12 protein-coding genes and 1 pseudogene are annotated in these 16229 nt (G+C 74.4%); 10 read left to right on the forward strand and 3 right to left on the reverse strand.

Annotated features, from left to right (window positions below):
• The first annotated feature begins 14 nt into the window (after positions 1 to 14).
• The 3 genes and pseudogenes from WA788_RS04685 to WA788_RS04695 all read left to right on the forward strand — a co-directional run bounded on the left by WA788_RS04685 (position 15) and on the right by WA788_RS04695 (position 3689).
• Positions 15 to 997 (forward strand): annotated as a pseudogene (locus WA788_RS04685) (NTP transferase domain-containing protein).
• Positions 994 to 2577, forward strand: a complete 1584-nt coding sequence (locus tag WA788_RS04690; protein ID WP_335971905.1) for a molybdopterin molybdotransferase MoeA — start codon at positions 994 to 996, stop codon at positions 2575 to 2577. The pseudogene WA788_RS04685 and the gene WA788_RS04690 overlap by 4 nt, the downstream one beginning before the upstream one ends.
• A gap of 125 nt (positions 2578 to 2702) precedes the next feature.
• Positions 2703 to 3689 (forward strand): potassium channel family protein, encoded by a 987-nt coding sequence (locus tag WA788_RS04695; protein ID WP_335972226.1) that lies wholly within the window; start codon positions 2703 to 2705, stop codon positions 3687 to 3689.
• Between the two features lie 40 nt (positions 3690 to 3729).
• On the opposite strand, the gene WA788_RS04700 is transcribed toward WA788_RS04695, so the two are convergent.
• A complete protein-coding gene (locus tag WA788_RS04700; protein WP_335971907.1) occupies positions 3730 to 5214 on the reverse strand; it encodes an MFS transporter in 1485 nt (494 codons plus the stop codon).
• Between the two features lie 95 nt (positions 5215 to 5309).
• Between WA788_RS04700 and WA788_RS04705 the strand changes: the two genes are divergently transcribed.
• From WA788_RS04705 to WA788_RS04720, 4 genes are all read left to right on the forward strand, one after another.
• The gene (locus tag WA788_RS04705; protein WP_335971910.1) at positions 5310 to 6254 is read left to right on the forward strand and encodes a LysR family transcriptional regulator; all 945 of its coding nucleotides are present in this window, start codon (positions 5310 to 5312) and stop codon (positions 6252 to 6254) included.
• Between the two features lie 11 nt (positions 6255 to 6265).
• Complete coding sequence (locus tag WA788_RS04710; RefSeq protein ID WP_335971912.1) at positions 6266 to 7231, forward strand: NAD(P)H-quinone oxidoreductase; 966 nt, start codon at positions 6266 to 6268, stop codon at positions 7229 to 7231.
• Positions 7232 to 7379: 148 nt separating this feature from the next.
• The gene (locus tag WA788_RS04715; protein ID WP_335971914.1) at positions 7380 to 8231 is read left to right on the forward strand and encodes a hypothetical protein; all 852 of its coding nucleotides are present in this window, start codon (positions 7380 to 7382) and stop codon (positions 8229 to 8231) included.
• Between the two features lie 114 nt (positions 8232 to 8345).
• Positions 8346 to 8903, forward strand: a complete 558-nt coding sequence (locus WA788_RS04720) for a bacterial proteasome activator family protein (RefSeq protein WP_335971917.1) — start codon at positions 8346 to 8348, stop codon at positions 8901 to 8903.
• A gap of 115 nt (positions 8904 to 9018) precedes the next feature.
• Here WA788_RS04720 and WA788_RS04725 read toward each other — a convergent pair whose 3' ends face one another.
• Positions 9019 to 10725 carry a Stk1 family PASTA domain-containing Ser/Thr kinase gene (locus WA788_RS04725; RefSeq protein WP_335971920.1) on the reverse strand — a complete coding sequence of 569 codons (1707 nt, stop codon included), beginning with the start codon at positions 10723 to 10725 and terminating at the stop codon, positions 9019 to 9021.
• A 260-nt stretch (positions 10726 to 10985) separates the two neighbouring features.
• Here WA788_RS04725 and WA788_RS04730 point away from each other — a divergent pair, with 260 nt between their 5' ends.
• Positions 10986 to 12623, forward strand: a complete 1638-nt coding sequence (locus WA788_RS04730) for a protein kinase domain-containing protein (RefSeq protein WP_443033973.1) — start codon at positions 10986 to 10988, stop codon at positions 12621 to 12623.
• A gap of 16 nt (positions 12624 to 12639) precedes the next feature.
• Here the strand turns inward: WA788_RS04730 and WA788_RS04735 are convergent, their stop codons facing one another.
• Entirely contained in the window at positions 12640 to 13656 is a 1017-nt protein-coding gene (locus WA788_RS04735; protein WP_335972228.1) for a phosphotransferase, read from the reverse strand.
• A gap of 417 nt (positions 13657 to 14073) precedes the next feature.
• On the opposite strand from WA788_RS04735, the gene pdhA reads away from it, so the two are divergent.
• On the forward strand, positions 14074 to 15240 hold the full coding sequence (gene pdhA, locus WA788_RS04740; protein ID WP_435172524.1) for a pyruvate dehydrogenase (acetyl-transferring) E1 component subunit alpha: 1167 nt from the start codon (positions 14074 to 14076) through the stop codon (positions 15238 to 15240).
• A 1-nt stretch (position 15241) separates the two neighbouring features.
• On the forward strand, positions 15242 to 16216 hold the full coding sequence (locus WA788_RS04745; RefSeq protein ID WP_335971923.1) for an alpha-ketoacid dehydrogenase subunit beta: 975 nt from the start codon (positions 15242 to 15244) through the stop codon (positions 16214 to 16216).
• Positions 16217 to 16229 lie beyond the last annotated feature (13 nt).

Genomic DNA, 16229 nt, shown 5'->3' on the forward strand with positions numbered 1-16229 from the left:
GCATACTCGCGGGCATGACGACGCGCTACGACGCGGTGGTGCCGGCCGGCGGCGCCGCCCGCCGGCTCGGCGGCACCGACAAGCCCGCGCTGGCGGTCGGCGGCCGCCCGCTGCTCGACCGGGTGCTCGCGGCCTGCGCGGCCGCGGGCGCCACGGTGGTGGTCGGCCCCCGGCGGCCGACCGCCCGGCCGGTGCGCTGGGTCCGGGAGGAACCGCCCGGCGGCGGACCGGTCCCGGCGCTGGCCGCCGGGCTCGCCGCGCTGGACGCCCCCGGGCCGGACACGCCGGGCGCGGACGTGGTCGTGGTGCTCGCCGCCGACCTGCCCTTCCTGACCCCGGCCGCGGTCGGCGCGCTGGCGGACACCGCGGCCGCCGCCGAGCGCGGGGCCGACGGGGTGCTGCTCACCGACGCCGGCGGGCGGGACCAACCGCTCGCCGCCGCCTACCGGGTGGAGCCGCTGCGCCGCGAACTGGCGCTGCTCGCGGGGGAGTACGGCAGCCTCGGCGGGTTGCCGCTGCGGCTGCTCACCGGCGGGCTGGCGCTGCGCAGGATGGCCGACCCGACCGGCGACGCCTCCTTCGACTGCGACACCTGGGCGGACGTCGCGGCGGCCCGGGCCCGCCTGGAGCGCCGGCCCGAGGGGTGAGCCTGCGTGGCGCCCGCGCCGGGATCAGGGACGATGGGCCTGTGTTGGACGAATGGATCGCAGCAGCCAAGACCGAACTGGGCATCGACCTCGAGGTGGACACCGGCGTCCTGCTCGACCTCGCCCGCGACGCGGCCCACGGGGTGGCGCGGCCGGCGGCGCCGCTGACCACGTTCCTCGTCGGCTATGCCGCAGGCCGCGCGGGCGGCGGCCCGGACGAGGTGCGCGCGGCGGCGGAGAAGGCCGCGGCACTGGCCGTACGGTGGGCCGAACAGGCCGAACAGGCTGAACAAGCTGCCGCGGCGGAGCAGAACGGACCGAGGGCCGGCACCGAGGGCGCCCCGGAATGAGTTCGCCAGGCCCCGGCACCGGACCCGACGGCAACGGCTCCCCCGAAGCCCCGCCCGCCGCCGAGGACATGGACCCCAGCCTCGCGGAGCTGACCGCCGACCCTTCGGTGCGGGCGTACCTGGAGGGCCTCGGCCTCACCGACTACCTGCGCCGCCGCACCCACCCGGCCCCCGCCGCACCGGAGACCGGCGCCGACCCCGGCCCCGACTCCGACCCCGACTCCGACCCCGACAGCGCCCCGCACCTGCACGCCCCCGCCTCGACCGTCTTCCGGCGGTCGGGCACCGCCTGGCTCAGGGCGCGCCACACCGCGCTGACCGCCGCGCGCCGGCTGGACCCGGTGCATGTCCCGCTGAGCGACGAGGCGTTGGGCACCGCGCTCGCGCACGGCCTGGCGGCGCTCACGGACCTGCCGCCGTTCGACTCCTCGGCGATGGACGGCTGGGCGCTCGCCGGCCCCGGGCCCTGGCACCTGACCGGGCAGGTGCTCGCCGGCCAGGCGCCGCATGCCCACCTCGCCGACGGGCACGCGGTGCGGGTGGCGACCGGAGCCGAACTCCCCCCGGGTGCCGTGGCGGTGCTGCGCAACGAGCACGGCGCTGTCGAACTGCGGCCGGACGGCGAGTGGTTGCAGGTCGCCGCGGACCAGCCGGTGCCGGTGCCGGGCCAGGAGGTGCGCAGGCGCGGCCAGGAGTGCCGTGCGGGCCAGGAGTTGCTGCCCGCGGGGGCGACGGTGACACCCGCGGTGCTGGGGCTCGCCGCGGCCGCCGGGTACGACGACCTGGCGGTGGTGGCCCGGCCACGGGTCGAACTGCTCGTCCTCGGCGACGAGTTGCTGGCCGCGGGCCGGCCGGGCAAGGGCCTGGTCCGCGACGCGCTGGGCCCGATGCTGCCGCCGTGGCTGCGCGCGCTGGGCGCGGACGTGGTCGCCGTACGGACGCTGCCGGACGACGCGGAGGCGCTGCGCGCGGCGATCGCCGATGCCGTCGCGACCCGCGGCGCGCACCTGGTGGTCACCACCGGCGGCACCGCGAGCGGCCCGCGCGACCACGTGCACGGCGCGCTGGCCCGGCTCGGCGCGCGGCTGCGCGTGGACGGGGTGACCGTAAGGCCAGGGCACCCGATGCTGCTCGCCGAGTTCCCGTGCGGCCCGTACGGGACCCCGGGCCCGGGCGGCACCGCGGCCGCCGCGGAGGGGGAGGACACCGGGGCCGAAGTCCCGCCCCGCAGAAGCCATTTCATCGGCCTGCCGGGCAACCCGCTCGCCGCGGCCGCCGGGGTGCTGACGCTCGTCGCGCCCCTGCTGCGTACGCTCGGCGGACACCCCGCCCCCGCGTCGTACACCGCGCCGCTCACCGAGGACGTCGGCGGGCACGCCAGCGACACCCGCCTGGTGCCGGTGGTGTTCGACGGCCGGGCGGCCGCGCGGCCGCTGCGCCACGCCGGTTCGGCGATGCTGCGCGGGCTGGCCGGCGCCCACGGGATGGCGGTGGTGCCGCCGGGCGGGGCGGCGGCGGGTCAGGAGGTCAAGGTGCTGGACATCGGGATGGCCGACACGGCTCGGGGGAGCGCGCGGTGAGGCTGCCCCGTGGTTCCCGCGGCGCGGACGGGACGGGCCCGGAGCCGTATCCGCCGTACCCCGAGGGCGACTTCGCGGGCCACGGCGGTGTCGAGGGCGGCAGTGGGGTCCGCACCGCGTACCGGGTGCTGCTCCCGCGTCCGGCGGCCGGGCCGCTCAAGCAGGTGATCCGCCGGCTGCTGCTCGCGCTGCTGGTGCTGGTGATCACCGTGGCCGTCGTCTACGTCGGCCGCGGCGGCTACCACGACGCCGCGGGCGGCTCGTTGTCGTTCCTGGACGCGCTCTACTACTCGACGGTGACGCTGTCCACGACCGGCTACGGCGACATCGTCCCGTACAGCACCGCGGCGCGGCTGACCAATACGCTGCTGGTGACGCCGCTGCGGGTGGTCTTCCTGATCATCCTGGTCGGGACCACCCTGGAGGTGCTGACCGAGCGCACCAGGGAGCAGTACCGGCTCAAGCGCTGGAGGAGCGCCTTGCACGACCATGTGGTGATCGTCGGGTTCGGGACGAAGGGGCGGTCCGCCGCGCAGACCCTGATCGGGCGGGGCGTGCCGCAGGGGCGGATCGTGGTGGTGGACCCGGTGCCGAAGGTGGCGCAGGCCGCGGCCGACGAGGGGTTCGTGACGGTCAGCGGCGACGCGACCCGCAACGAGGTGCTGCTGCGGGCGGAGGTCGGCCGGGCCCGGCAGATCGTGATCGCCGCGCAGCGCGACGACACCGCGGTGCTGGTCACGCTCACGGCGCGGCAGCTCAACGGCACGGCGCGGATCGTGGCGTCCGTGCGCGAGGAGGAGAACGCGCCGCTGCTGCGGCAGTCCGGGGCCGACGCGGTGATCACGAGTTCGAGTGCGGCGGGGCGGCTGCTCGGGATGTCGATGCTCAGTCCGAGTGCGGGCCGGGTGATGGACGACCTCATCACGTACGGCAGCGGGCTGGATCTCATCGAGCGGGCGGTGGAGCCGGCCGAAGTCGGCAGCGCGCCCAGGGAGTTGGCGGACCTGGTGGTGTCGGTCCGGCGCGGGGAGGAACTGCTCGGCCATGACGACCCGCAGTTGGGGGCGCTGCGGGCGGGGGACCGGCTGATCGCGATCCACCGGACGACCTGAGACCCGGCCGTGCCCGCGCGCCCGCCGCCGCCCTGCCGGGTCAGCGGCGGAGGACGTCGCCGGCGGTCGCGGGGAGGCGGGTGGCGTTGGTGGTGGCGGCGAGGGCGGGCAGGGCGAGTAGGGCGAAGGCGGCGCTGTAGGAGAGGGCGGGGGAGGCGTGGCCCAGGAGGTGGTGGGTCAGGGGGGAGCCGAGGCGGAGGGCGACGGGGGCGGCGGCGACGCCGAGGCCCGCGGCGGTCTGGGTGGCGGTCGCGTTGAGGGTGTTGGCGTCGCGCATGCGGTCCGCGGGCACGTCGGCGAATGCGAGGGTGTTGTAGCCGGTCAGCCCGACGGAGCGGGCGGCGCCGCTGAGGGTGACGAGGGCGCCGATCAGCCACAGGGGCGTGCCCGAGGTGAGGAACGCGCAGCCGGCCATGGTGGCGGCCAGCACCACGCCGGAGGCGGCCAGCATCGTGCGGTAGCCGAAGCGGCCGAAGAGGAAGCCGGTCGCGGGCTTGATGCCGATGTTGCCGACGAAGACGAAGAGGACCAGCGCGCCCGAGCGCACCGCACTCCACCCGAAGACCTCCTGGAAGAGCAGCGGCAGCAGGAACGGCACCGCGGCGACCGAGATCCAGAAGGCCGAGCCGCCCGAGACGGACGCGCGGAACGTGTGCGTGGTGAGCGTGCCGAGGTCGATCAGCGGGTGCGCGGCCCGCCGCAGGTGCCGCAGCGCGAGCGCGATCAGCAGCAGGGCGGCCGTGCCGAGACCGGCGGCGAGCGGCAGCGGCGTGCCGGAGTCCGCCAGCAGGTGCCCGGCGTACGTCAGCGCGCCCAGCCCCGCCGACGTCCAGACCAGCCCGAGCCAGTCCAGCGGGCTCGTCCCGGTGGCCGGGCCGCCCTCGATCAGCCGCCAGGCGGCGGCGAACGCGACCAGCCCGAGCGGGATGTTGATCAGGAACAGCCAGTGCCAGTTCGCGTACGTGGTGATCACACCGCCGAGCAGCGGCGCCGCCACCGGCGCGATCAGCGCGGGCCACACGATGTACGACACGATCCGCGGGATGTCGGGCTTGGCGGCCCCCGACAGGGCCACCAGCCGTCCGACGGGCACCATCATCGCGCCGCCCGCGCCCTGCAGGACGCGCAGCGCGACGAGTTCGCCGAGGTCGGACGCGGCGGCGCAGGCGAGCGAGGCGGCCGTGAAGAGCACGATCGCCGAGAGGAAGATCCGGCGCGCACCGAACCGCGCGGTGAGCCAGCCGCTCAGCGGCACCAGGACGGCGAGGGTGAGGACGTAGGCGGTGACGACCAGGCCGACCGCGGTGGCGGAGACGCCGAGGGACGCGCCGATCCGGGGCGCGGCGGTGGACACGATGGTGCCGTCGAGGTTCTCCATGAAGAAGCAGCCGGCCACGAGCAGCCCGACGGCGCGCTGCCGCGGGCTGATCCCGGTCCGGGCCCCCGGACCGATGTCCAGGTCCGCGCTTGCGCCCTGGTCCGTGCGCTGCTGTCCAGGTCCCGAGTGCTTCGGTGCGTTGATCACGTGTTCAGCGTGCAATCCGGCCACCGTTGATCACAAGGTCCTGGTTGTCATACAACCATTGCATGGCACGCAACGTTCGGTGCCAGACTGGCCGCATGCTCCTGCCGGACATGAACCTGCTGCCCGCCCTGGACGCGCTGCTCCGCGAGGGCAGCGTCACAGGCGCGGCGGCCGTGATGAACGTCTCCCCGTCCGCGATGAGCCGGACCCTGGCCCGGCTGCGCCGGGTGGTCGGCGACCCGCTGCTGGTGCCCTCGGGCCGCGGGATGGCGCTGACCCCGCGGGCCCGGGAACTGCGCCCGCAGGCGGCCGCCGCGCTCGGCCAGGCGCTGGCCGCGCTGCGCCCGCCTCCCCCGGTCGACCTCGCCGAGGTGCAGCGGGACTTCGTGATCCGGACGAACGACAGCGTGGCCGTGGTACTCGGCGCCGCGCTGCTCGCCAGGGTCGCCCGCGAGGCGCCGGGGGTGCGGCTGCGCATCCTGCCCGAGGGCGACGAGGACCCGGCTGACCTGCGCGACCGGGTGGACCTCGACCTCGGCGCCCTGCCCGAGACTCCGCCGGACGTGCGCACCGCCCACCTCGCCGAGCACCGGTACGTCGCCGCTGTACGGCCCGGGGGCGACTCCCCCGCGCGCGGCCCGGCATCCGCCCCGCTCTCCCCCGCCGGCTTCGTCGCCCTCCCCCACGTCACCGTCTCCCGGCACGGCCGCGCCCGCAGCGTCATCGACGACCGGCTCGCCGAACTCGGCCTGGAACGGCGGGTGCTGGCCACGGTGCCGACTTTCGGTGCGGCCTGCTTCCTCGCGCTGGAGACCGACGCGTACGCGATCGTGCCCTCCGGGTTCGCCGAACGCGCCGCCGCCGCACTGCGGTTGGCGGTGCACGAGATCCCGCTGCGCCTGCCCGCGGTGAGGTTCGACATGTCCTGGCACGTACGCCACGACGCCGACCCCGCGCACCGCTGGCTGCGCGACACCCTGGCCGTGCTGGCCGGCGACAGGCCCCGCGCGCTCGTGGGGGAGCGGCCCGCGGCGGAGTAGCCTGCCTTCGCATGTACGCGATGACGATTCCCCAGCCCGGCGGCCCGGACGCGTTGACCTGGGCGGACGTACCCGATCCGGTGGCCGGCACCGGTGAGGTCGTGGTCGAGGTCGCGGCCGCCGCGGTGAACCGCGCCGACCTCCTCCAGCGGCAGGGCCACTACGACCCGCCGCCCGGTGCCGCGCCCTACCCCGGGCTGGAGTGCTCCGGCCGGATCGTGTCCGCCGGCCCCGGTGTGTCCGGCTGGGCGGTCGGCGACGAGGTGTGCGCGCTGCTCGCGGGCGGCGGCTACGCCGAGAAGGTGGCGGTGCCCGCCGGCCAACTGCTCCCCGTACCCAAGGGCGTCGACCTCGTGACGGCGGCCGCGCTGCCCGAAGTCACCGCCACCGTCTGGTCGAACGTGTTCATGGTGGCCCATCTGCGGCCCACCGAGACGCTGCTGGTGCACGGCGGGTCCAGCGGGATCGGCACCATGGCGATCCAGCTCGGGAAGGCGGTCGGCGCGCGGGTCGCGGTCACCGCGGGCAGCCCGGAGAAGCTCGACGCCTGCCGGGAGTTGGGCGCGGACCAGCTGATCGACTACCACCGGCAGGACTTCGTCGCCGAGCTCGGCCCCGACGGCGCGGACGTCGTCCTGGACCTGGTGGGCGCGAAGTACCTGGACCGCAACATCGACGCGCTCGCGCCCGGCGGCCGCCTGGTGGTGATCGGCATGCAGGGCGGCGTGAAGGCCGAGCTGAACCTCGCGAAGCTGATGGCCAAGCGGGGCGCCGTCGCCGCCACCACGCTCCGCGCCCGCCCGCCGGCCGAGAAGGCGTCGATCGTTGCGGCGGTCCGCCAGCACGTCTGGCCGCTGATCGAAGCGGGCACGGTGCGGCCCGTCGTCGACCGCGCGATCCCGCTCGCCCAGGCCGCCGACGCGCACCGGCTGATGGAGTCCAGCACCCACATCGGGAAGATCCTGCTGACGGTCTGAGAACGGCGAGCCGCGGACGTACCACCGCCCGCCCGTAATGCCGTATTCGCCACATCATGTGACGCTTGTCCTATACACGGCGGGTGCGGGAGGCGCGAACGTGCGGTGGGCGGCGGAGCACAGGCGGGGCCGGGTTCGGCAAGCGGCGGTGGGCACGGCGGTGCTGGGCGCCGCGCTGCTCGGTACGGCGGCGCCGACGTGGGCGGCCGAGGGCGCGCCGCACCCGGGCGCACATCAGCAGCACAGTCCGGGCCGCCCCGGCCCGGCCGCACCTCGACCGGCACCCTCGGCCCCCTCCGCCGCGGGTTCCGGTACGGGTACGGTCGCGGGTTCCGGGGCCGGCTCCGGTCCTGCGTCCGGTCCGCACGCCGGGTCCGCCGCTCCCGGCGGCCCCACCGCGCCGCCCGCCGCCCGTCCGCAGGCCCCCGTCCTGCCCCGCCCGCTGCCCCTGACCGGCGCCGGCACCGGCCTGACGCTGCCGGGCTTCGCCGCCGGCGGCACCGCCGTACCGGACGCCACCGCTCCCCCGGCGCCCGCTGCGCCGCCCGCCCCTGCCGGCCCGGCCGCGCCCCACCCCGCGCAGACCCCGGCCCGTCCGGCCGCGCCCGCCACCGCCCCCGCACCACACCACCCTGGCCACGCCGCGCCCACCGCGAAGGCGAAGGCGAAGACAGAAGCAACGGCGAAGACGCGGACCGCGCCCGCCGCCGGAACCCCCCGCGCGCCCCGGCCCCCGCACACCCCGCTCCACCGCCCCACCACCGGCGGCGCGCCCCAGGCCCCGGCCGGCACCGGCGCCGGAGAGCCCGCCGCCACTCCGTTGCCGTCGTCCCAGGCGGGCGCGGCCCGGCCCGCCGCGGAGCAGGCCGACCGGGCCGACCAAGCGGTGCCACTCGTCACCGCGGGCCGCCCGGTGCCGCGGGTGACGACGCTCGGCACCGGCCTGGTGCTGGTCGGGCTGGGGCTGGGGTTCCTCGGGGTGCGGCTGCGCCGCCCGTGACCGCCGCCCGTGACCGGCGTCCGTGACCAACGTCCGACCGCGGTGGACAACGGCTCCGGGCCGTGCCCCGTCCCGGGGTCGTGGCTCGCGGCGCCACTGCGGGACAATGGCCGTATGGAGATGCCGATGAACGAACGGTCGACGGAGAACGCGCAGAACCCGCAGGTCCTGGTCGTCGGGCCGGACGGGATGGCGCTCGGCGGCTCGCCGGGCGAGGGCGAGGAGCCCCGTGAGATCCCGGTGACGGAGATGGTCGAGCAGCCGGCGAAGGTGATGCGGATCGGCAGCATGATCAAGCAGCTCCTGGAGGAAGTGCGGGCGGCTCCTCTCGACGAGGCCAGCCGGGTCCGGCTGAAGGAGATCCACGCGGGCTCGGTCAAGGAACTGGAGGCGGGGCTCGCCCCGGAGCTGGTCGAGGAGCTGGAGCGGCTGTCGCTGCCGTTCACCGACGACAGCGTGCCCAGCGAGGCCGAGCTGCGGATCGCGCAGGCGCAGCTCGTGGGCTGGCTCGAAGGGCTCTTCCACGGCATCCAGACCGCACTGTTCGCCCAGCAGATGGCCGCGCGGGCCCAGTTGGAGCAGATGCGGCGCGCCCTGCCGCCCGGCGCGGGGGGCCTCGAGGAGGAGCAGCAGGGCGGTCCGGCGGGCCGTTCCGGCGGGCCCTACCTGTGAGCACCGCCCCGCGGTGACACCGTGAGCGACAGCGAAAGGGGCCCTCTTCCCGCGGGAGGAGGGCCCCTTCGCCATGTGCAGGGGGTGCGGGGGTGCGCGGCCTGGCGGCCGGCGGTCAGTCGGAGCTCTTGCCCGTCGACACCCAGATGGTCACCGGGCCGTCGGTCTTCGGGTCGTAGTCGTCGTCGGCGGACGGCGACTGGCTCGTCACGGAGCCCTTGCCCCACAGCTGCTCGTTGGTGTGTTTGATGGTGTACTTCCAGCCCGCGGCCTTCATGCAGGCGACGACCGAGTCGACGTAGTCGGTGTGGAAGTCCGGCATCGTGGCGACGTCGGGCTTGTCCGGGTTGATGAAGTCGTTGTGGGCGTCGGTGCACTCGTTGGTCTCGATGGTGCGGGTCTGGTCGCCCTGGACCACGTCGTCGCTCGCGGACGCGCTGGCCGTCGCCGACGTGCTGGTTTTGACGTCCGGCTGGGCGGTGTGGTCCGCGGTGGTGTCGCCGCCCCCGCCGCCGCCGGTCATGGCGACGACCACGCCCACGATCACCGCGATCGCCACCACGGCCACCACGACGCCCACGACCAGCGGGGTGTTGGACGACCGGCCGCCGCCGCGGCCCGGCCGGTTCGGCGCGCCCATGCCGGGGCCGCCGGGGACCCCCGGGCCGTTCATCGGGTGCTGCTGCGGCACCGGGGCCGGCGCGAGGTTGTACGCGGGGGTGGGCGGCGGGGTCTGGGCACCCTGCTGCGGGTAGCCGTACGCCGACGGCGGCGGGGTCGTCGGCCCGTAGCCCGGCTGCGGGGTCGGCGCGTACGGCGTCTGTACCTGCTGCGCCGGGGGCGGCACCTGACCGGGCTGGGCCGGGAAGACCGACGCGGCCACGCCCTCGCCGCGGTTGCCGCCCACCGGGTTGCCGGTGATCACCGGCATGGCGCCGCTCTGTGTGGCGCCCAGCACCCGTTCGATCTCGTCGTGCATCGCGTCGGCGGTCGGGAAGCGCTCGGCCGGGTTCTTGCGCAGCGCGCGGGCGATCAGCGCGTCGATGGCCGGGCCCAGCGCCTGGTTGACCGTGGAGGGGACCGGCGGGGTCTCCTGCACGTGCTGGTAGGCCATGGCCAGCGGCGAGTCCGCGTCGAACGGCAGCCGCCCGGTGAGCAGTTCGAAGAGCATGCAGCCGACCGAGTACAGGTCGGAGCGCTCGTCCACGCCGCGGCCGAGGGCCTGCTCGGGCGAGAGGTACTGCGGGGTGCCGACCACCATGCCGGTCTGCGTCATCGACGTCACACCGGACTGCATGGCCCGCGCGATGCCGAAGTCCATCACCTTGACCACACCGCGCCGGGTGACCATCACGTTGCCCGGCTTGATGTCGCGGTGCACCAGGCCCATCTCGTGGCTGACCGCCAGCGCGGCCAGCACATCGCCGGTGACCTTCAGCGCCTTGTCGGCGGGCATCGCGCCGAACTGGGCGATGTCCGCGGCCAGTACGTCGCCCAGCGGCTTGCCCTCGACGTACTCCATCACGATGTACGGCACCATCTGGCCGTCGATCATGTCCTCGCCGGAGTCGAAGACCGAGACGATGTTGGTGTGGTTGAGCTTGGCGACGGACTGGGCCTCGCGGCGGAAGCGCTCCCGGAACGACTGCTCGGTGCCGAGGTTGGTGTGGAGGGTCTTGACGGCCACGGGCCGGTCCAGCACCGTGTCGTGTGCCAGGTGTACGGACGCCATTCCGCCCTGCCCGAGCAGGTCGCGCAGTACATACCGCCCGCCGCCGACCGAGCGCCCCGTGAACCCGCCCTGTGTGGCGTCCCCGCTCATCAGTACTGCTACCCCCTGGAAGTGGACCGGGACAGACCAGTCCCCGAGCTTGCCCGCCAAGTCTCGCTTATCGCACCTGCACGTCAAGTTCGTTGACCATCTCGTCACCTGATACGCATCGTCCGCGCACAATGCGGTGACCTTTGTACGGCAGCCGGACGCGCACCGGATCACCCTGCGGAAAAGCGGTACGGTGGCGCACCAGGACAGCGACAGCAGCGACGCGTACGACAGGCCCGCAGCCACACGGCTCGCACGACATGGACGGACGACGAGGACTGATGGTCGACCCGAACGAGACGGCCGCCGGCATCGAACCGTCGGAGGCAGGCGGTCCCTGGGGCCCCGGAGCGGTGATCGGCGACGGCCGGTACCGGCTGACCGGACGGCTGGGGCGCGGCGGCATGGCCGAGGTCTTCGCGGCGGAGGACGTCCGGCTCGGCCGGATCGTCGCCGTCAAGCTGCTGCGCTCCGACCTCGCCGAGGACCAGGTGGCCCGGGCCCGCTTCACCCGCGAGGCCCAGTCGGTGGCCGGCCTCAACCACCACGCGGTCGTCGCGGTCTACGACTCCGGCGAGGACATCACCCGTACGGGTACCGTCCCCTACATCGTGATGGAGCTGGTCGAGGGCCACACCATCAAGGACCTACTCACCGGGCCCACCCCGCCGCCGGTCGACCAGGCGCTGCTGATCGTCTCCGGTGTGCTGGACGCGCTCGCCTACAGCCACCGCGCCGGCATCGTGCACCGCGACATCAAGCCCGCGAACGTCATCATCACCACCACCGGCGCGGTCAAGGTGATGGACTTCGGCATCGCCCGGGCGCTGCACGGGGCGGCCAGCACCATGACGCAGACCGGCATGGTGATGGGCACCCCGCAGTACCTCTCCCCCGAGCAGGCGCTCGGCAAGACCGTCGACCACCGCAGCGACCTGTACGCGACCGGCTGCCTGCTGTACGAACTGCTGACGCTGCGGCCGCCGTTCGTGGGCGAGACCCCGCTCTCGGTGGTCTACCAGCACGTGCAGGACGAGCCGCAGCTCCCGTCGCAGATCAGCGACCGGGTGCCGCCGGAGCTGGACGGCCTGGTGCTGCGCTCGCTCGCCAAGCAGCCCGAGGCCCGGTTCCAGAACGCCGAGGAGATGCGGGCGCTGGTCGGGTACGCCCACCACACCCTCCTCCAGCAGGGCGGCTGGACCGGCGGCCAGTGGAACACCGGCGCGGTCACCGCCGTCACGCCCCGCCAGACCGGCACCGCGCCCACCGTGGTCGCCCAGAGCGGCGGCCACCCGCAGAACGGCTCCACCGCCGAGATCGGCCCGCTGCTCGGCGGGATCTCCGGGGTCGGCGGCGACGACGACGTGCACGGGTACGGCGAGAAGCCGCCGGCCGGCGGCAGCCCCTGGGTCAAGCCGGTGCTCTTCGTGATCGCCGCGGTGCTCGCCATCGCGCTCGGCGTCTACCTCGCGACCAGGGGCGGCGGCGGGGGCGGCGGCACCACCACCGACGACACCCCTCCGCCCAGCACCTCGCAGGCCGCCGACCAGCCGTCCGACGACAGCACGGACCAGCCGTCCGACGACTCCTCCGGCCAGGTCTCCGACGAGCCCACGGACTCCGGCGAGGCCAGCGACTCCCCCACCGACCAGCCGACCACCTCCTCGCCGACGGCTCCCACCACAGCGCCCACCACGGCCCCCACCCACACGACGAAGCCGCCCACCACCGCCCCCACCACGAAGCCGCCCACCACCGCACCGACCACGGGTGGTACGTCCGCCGGCGGCGACGCCGGCGGCACCGGCACCAGCACCGGTAGCAGCGAGGGCAGCAGCAGCGGGAGCAGCGCCGGCGCGGACGCCACCGGCGGGGACTCGTCCGGCGCCACCGGCTGACGGCCCCCCGCCGCGCTCACCCCGTGAACGCCTCGCACACGCGGGCGTACTCCTCCGTCCACCACACCGCCAGCGCGGACGCCGCCGGGAAGAGGGGATCGGAGCGGCGGTCGCGGTGCTGGTAGCGCCAGTTCAGCATCCAGAAGTCGTTGAGCCGCTCCCACCACACGCGGTGCACCGCCGCGGCCAGTTCGGCCGCGGCGATCCCGGCCGCCCGCCGGTACGCCCGGGCGTACCCGCGGATCTTCGCCAGGTCGAGCCGCCCGTCGGCGGGGTGCACGAAGAAGATGACGGCCGCCCGCACCGCCTCCTCGGCGCGCGGGTGGACGCCGAGCCGGTCCCAGTCGATGATCGCGGCGGGCTCCTCGCCGCGGTAGAGCACGTTGAGCGGGTGGAAGTCGCCGTGCACCCAGCCGCTGACCGTGCCGTCGGCGTCCGGCGGCCGCCGGTGCGCGTAGCGGCGCAGCAACTCGCGGCGTTCGAGCAGCCGGTGCTCGGCGAGCGCGTCGAACGCGTCGTACGGGCGGTGCCCGCGCACCAGCGCCAGCAGCTGGTCGATCTGCTCGTGGGTACGGTCGGGGTCGGCGCTGGGGTGCGGCCCGGCCGGGGGCGGCGGCTGGGTGTCGGCCAGCCCGGTGTGCACCATGCCGAGCAGCGCGCCGAGCCGGCGGGACTGGCAGGCGGAGAGTTCGGTGCCCTCGCGGTGGCGGCCCTCGACCCACGGGAAGAGCGCGTAGCCGTGGCCGTCGACCACCGTGACGGTGGCGCCGTCCCGGTCGTGCAGCGGCGCGGCCGCGGGCAGTCCGATCCGGACGAGCCTGCGCGTCGCGTGGTGCTGCCGGGCGATCACCGCGGGGGCCGCGGTGTCCGCGGCGACGTACTGTTTCAGAAAGAAGCGGCCGCTGTTCGTCGTGATCCGCCAGCCCCGGTTGAGTAACCCGCGCGGAACGCGTTCGCAGGTCAGCAGGGTTGCCGCACGGTCGTAGCGGCGTAACAGGGCGGTCAGTGCGGGCGGCCGCTGTGCCGTGCCCATCACGCGGCTCAGCGTAGATCAACTGGCGGCTCCGGCCGGTGCGAGTGGCGGCGGTGGCCTTGCGTCTGCTATGTCCGGCTGGTCGCGTTCGCGCCGGTGGCCGGAACCTGACGGCGCTCCGTGCCGTTCACCCCTTACGGAGTTTTCCCGATCGGGATACGGTGCCGGTGTCCCGGTCATGGCCTGCGGTAACGCGGACTACTAGGAAATCCAAGCAAAACCGCAGGTCAGAAAGTGTGCCCTCGGTGTACGCGAAGGCTTCCGGATATAGGTAACGTCTGCTTTGCAGGCCATTCGCCGGGGCGTTGTCACGCCTGGCCCGGTCATGCCGCACATACCCCGTGCGTCCCGCCGGACCTGGTCAGCCGCACTGGTTCTCCGGCAGATCCCGGGGGCCGGACAGACGGAGGAGCGAACGTGAGCGTGAAGAGCACCGCCGCGCGGAGCAGTAGCCGCGGCCGCGCGAAGCGCCGTGGGGGCGAGCCCGAGCTCGTACAACTACTGACCCCGGAAGGCGAACGCGTCGAGCACGACGCGTACTCCATCGACCTGACCCCGGACGAGCTGCGTGGCCTGTACCGGGACATGGTGCTGACCCGGCGGTTCGACGCCGAGGCGATCACCTTGCAGCGGCAGGGCGAGCTGGGGCTGTGGGCGTCGCTGCTCGGCCAGGAGGCCGCCCAGATCGGCTCCGGCCGGGCCACCCGCCCCGACGACTACATCTTCCCGACCTACCGCGAGCACGGTGTCGCCTGGACCCGGGACGTGGACCCGCTGAACCTGCTGGGCATGTTCCGCGGGGTCAACCACGGCGGGTGGGACCCGAACGAGAACAACTTCCACCTGTACACCATCGTCATCGGCTCGCAGGTGCTGCACGCGACCGGCTACGCGATGGGCGTCGCCAAGGACGGCGCGGACGCCGGGGTGATCGCGTACTTCGGCGACGGCGCCTCCAGCCAGGGCGACGTGGCCGAGGCCTTCACCTTCGCGGCGGTCTACAACGCGCCGGTGGTGTTCTTCTGCCAGAACAACCAGTGGGCGATCTCCGAGCCGACCGAGAAGCAGTCCCGCGTGCCGATCTACCAGCGCGCGGCCGGATTCGGCTTCCCGGGCGTCCGGGTGGACGGCAACGACGTGCTCGCGGTGCTCGCGGTGACCCGGGCCGCCTTGGACCACGCCCGCAGCGGGCAGGGCCCGATGCTCGTCGAGGCGTTCACCTACCGGATGGGCGCCCACACCACCACCGACGACCCGACGCGCTACCGCGCCGACGAGGAGCGCGAGGAGTGGGCGTCGAAGGACCCGATCGCCCGGCTGCGCACCTACCTCGACAAGCAGGACCTGGCCGACGAGGAGTTCTACGCGAGCGTCGAGGCCGAGAGCGACGTCCTGGCCAAGCGGGTCAGGGACGGGGTGCGCGGCATGCCCGACCCCGACAAGATGGCGGTCTTCGAGCACATCTACGCCGACGGGCACGCGCTGGTGGACGAGGAGCGCGCGCGGTTCGCCGAGTACCTGGACTCCTTCGAGGACGCCCCCGCAGCGGGCCACGGCGCCGGCAGCGCCGGAAAGGGGCACTGACATGACGCAGATGGCCATCGCGAAGGCGCTCAACGAGTCGCTGCGCACGTCACTGGAGAACGACCCGAAGGTCCTGGTGATGGGGGAGGACGTCGGCCGGCTCGGCGGCGTCTTCCGGATCACCGACGGCCTGTTCAAGGACTTCGGCGAGGGCCGGGTGATCGACACCCCGCTCGCCGAGTCCGGCATCGTGGGCACCGCGATCGGCCTGGCGCTGCGCGGCTACCGCCCGGTGGTGGAGATCCAGTTCGACGGGTTCGTCTTCCCGGCGTACGACCAGATCGTCACGCAGCTGGCGAAGATGCACGCCCGGGCGCTCGGCAAGATCAAGCTGCCGATCGTCATCCGCATCCCGTACGGCGGCGGCATCGGCGCGGTCGAGCACCACAGCGAGTCCCCGGAGACGCTCTTCGCGCACATCGCCGGGCTGAAGGTGGTCTCGCCGTCCAACGCGTCGGACGCGTACTGGATGATGCGGCAGGCCATCGAGTGCGACGACCCGGTGATCTTCTTCGAGCCCAAGCGCCGCTACTGGGACAAGGGCGAGGTGGCCGTCTCGGCCGTGCCCGCCGGGCTGCACAAGGCCGCGGTGGCCCAGGAGGGCACCGACGTCACCCTGGTGGCGTACGGGCCGATGGTGAAGGTGTGCCTGGAGGCGGCGGCCGCGGCGGCGAACGAGGGCCGCAGCGTGGAAGTGGTGGACCTGCGCTCGATCTCGCCGATCGACTTCGACACCGTGCAGGCGTCGGTGGAGAAGACCGGCCGGCTGGTCGTGGTGCACGAGGCGCCGGTCTTCTTCGGCTCCGGCGCGGAGATCGCGGCCCGGATCACCGAGCGCTGCTTCTACGCCATGGAGGCGCCGGTGCTGCGGGTGGGCGGTTTCCACGCGCCGTACCCGCCGGCCAGGCTGGAAGACGAGTACCTGCCCGGTCTTGACCGCGTACTCGACGCCGTCGACCGCGTGCTGGCGTACTGAGGAGAGGGTTGTG

Source organism: Streptomyces sp. CA2R106 (assembly GCF_037034245.1).
Taxonomy (GTDB): Bacteria; Actinomycetota; Actinomycetes; order Streptomycetales; family Streptomycetaceae; genus Actinacidiphila.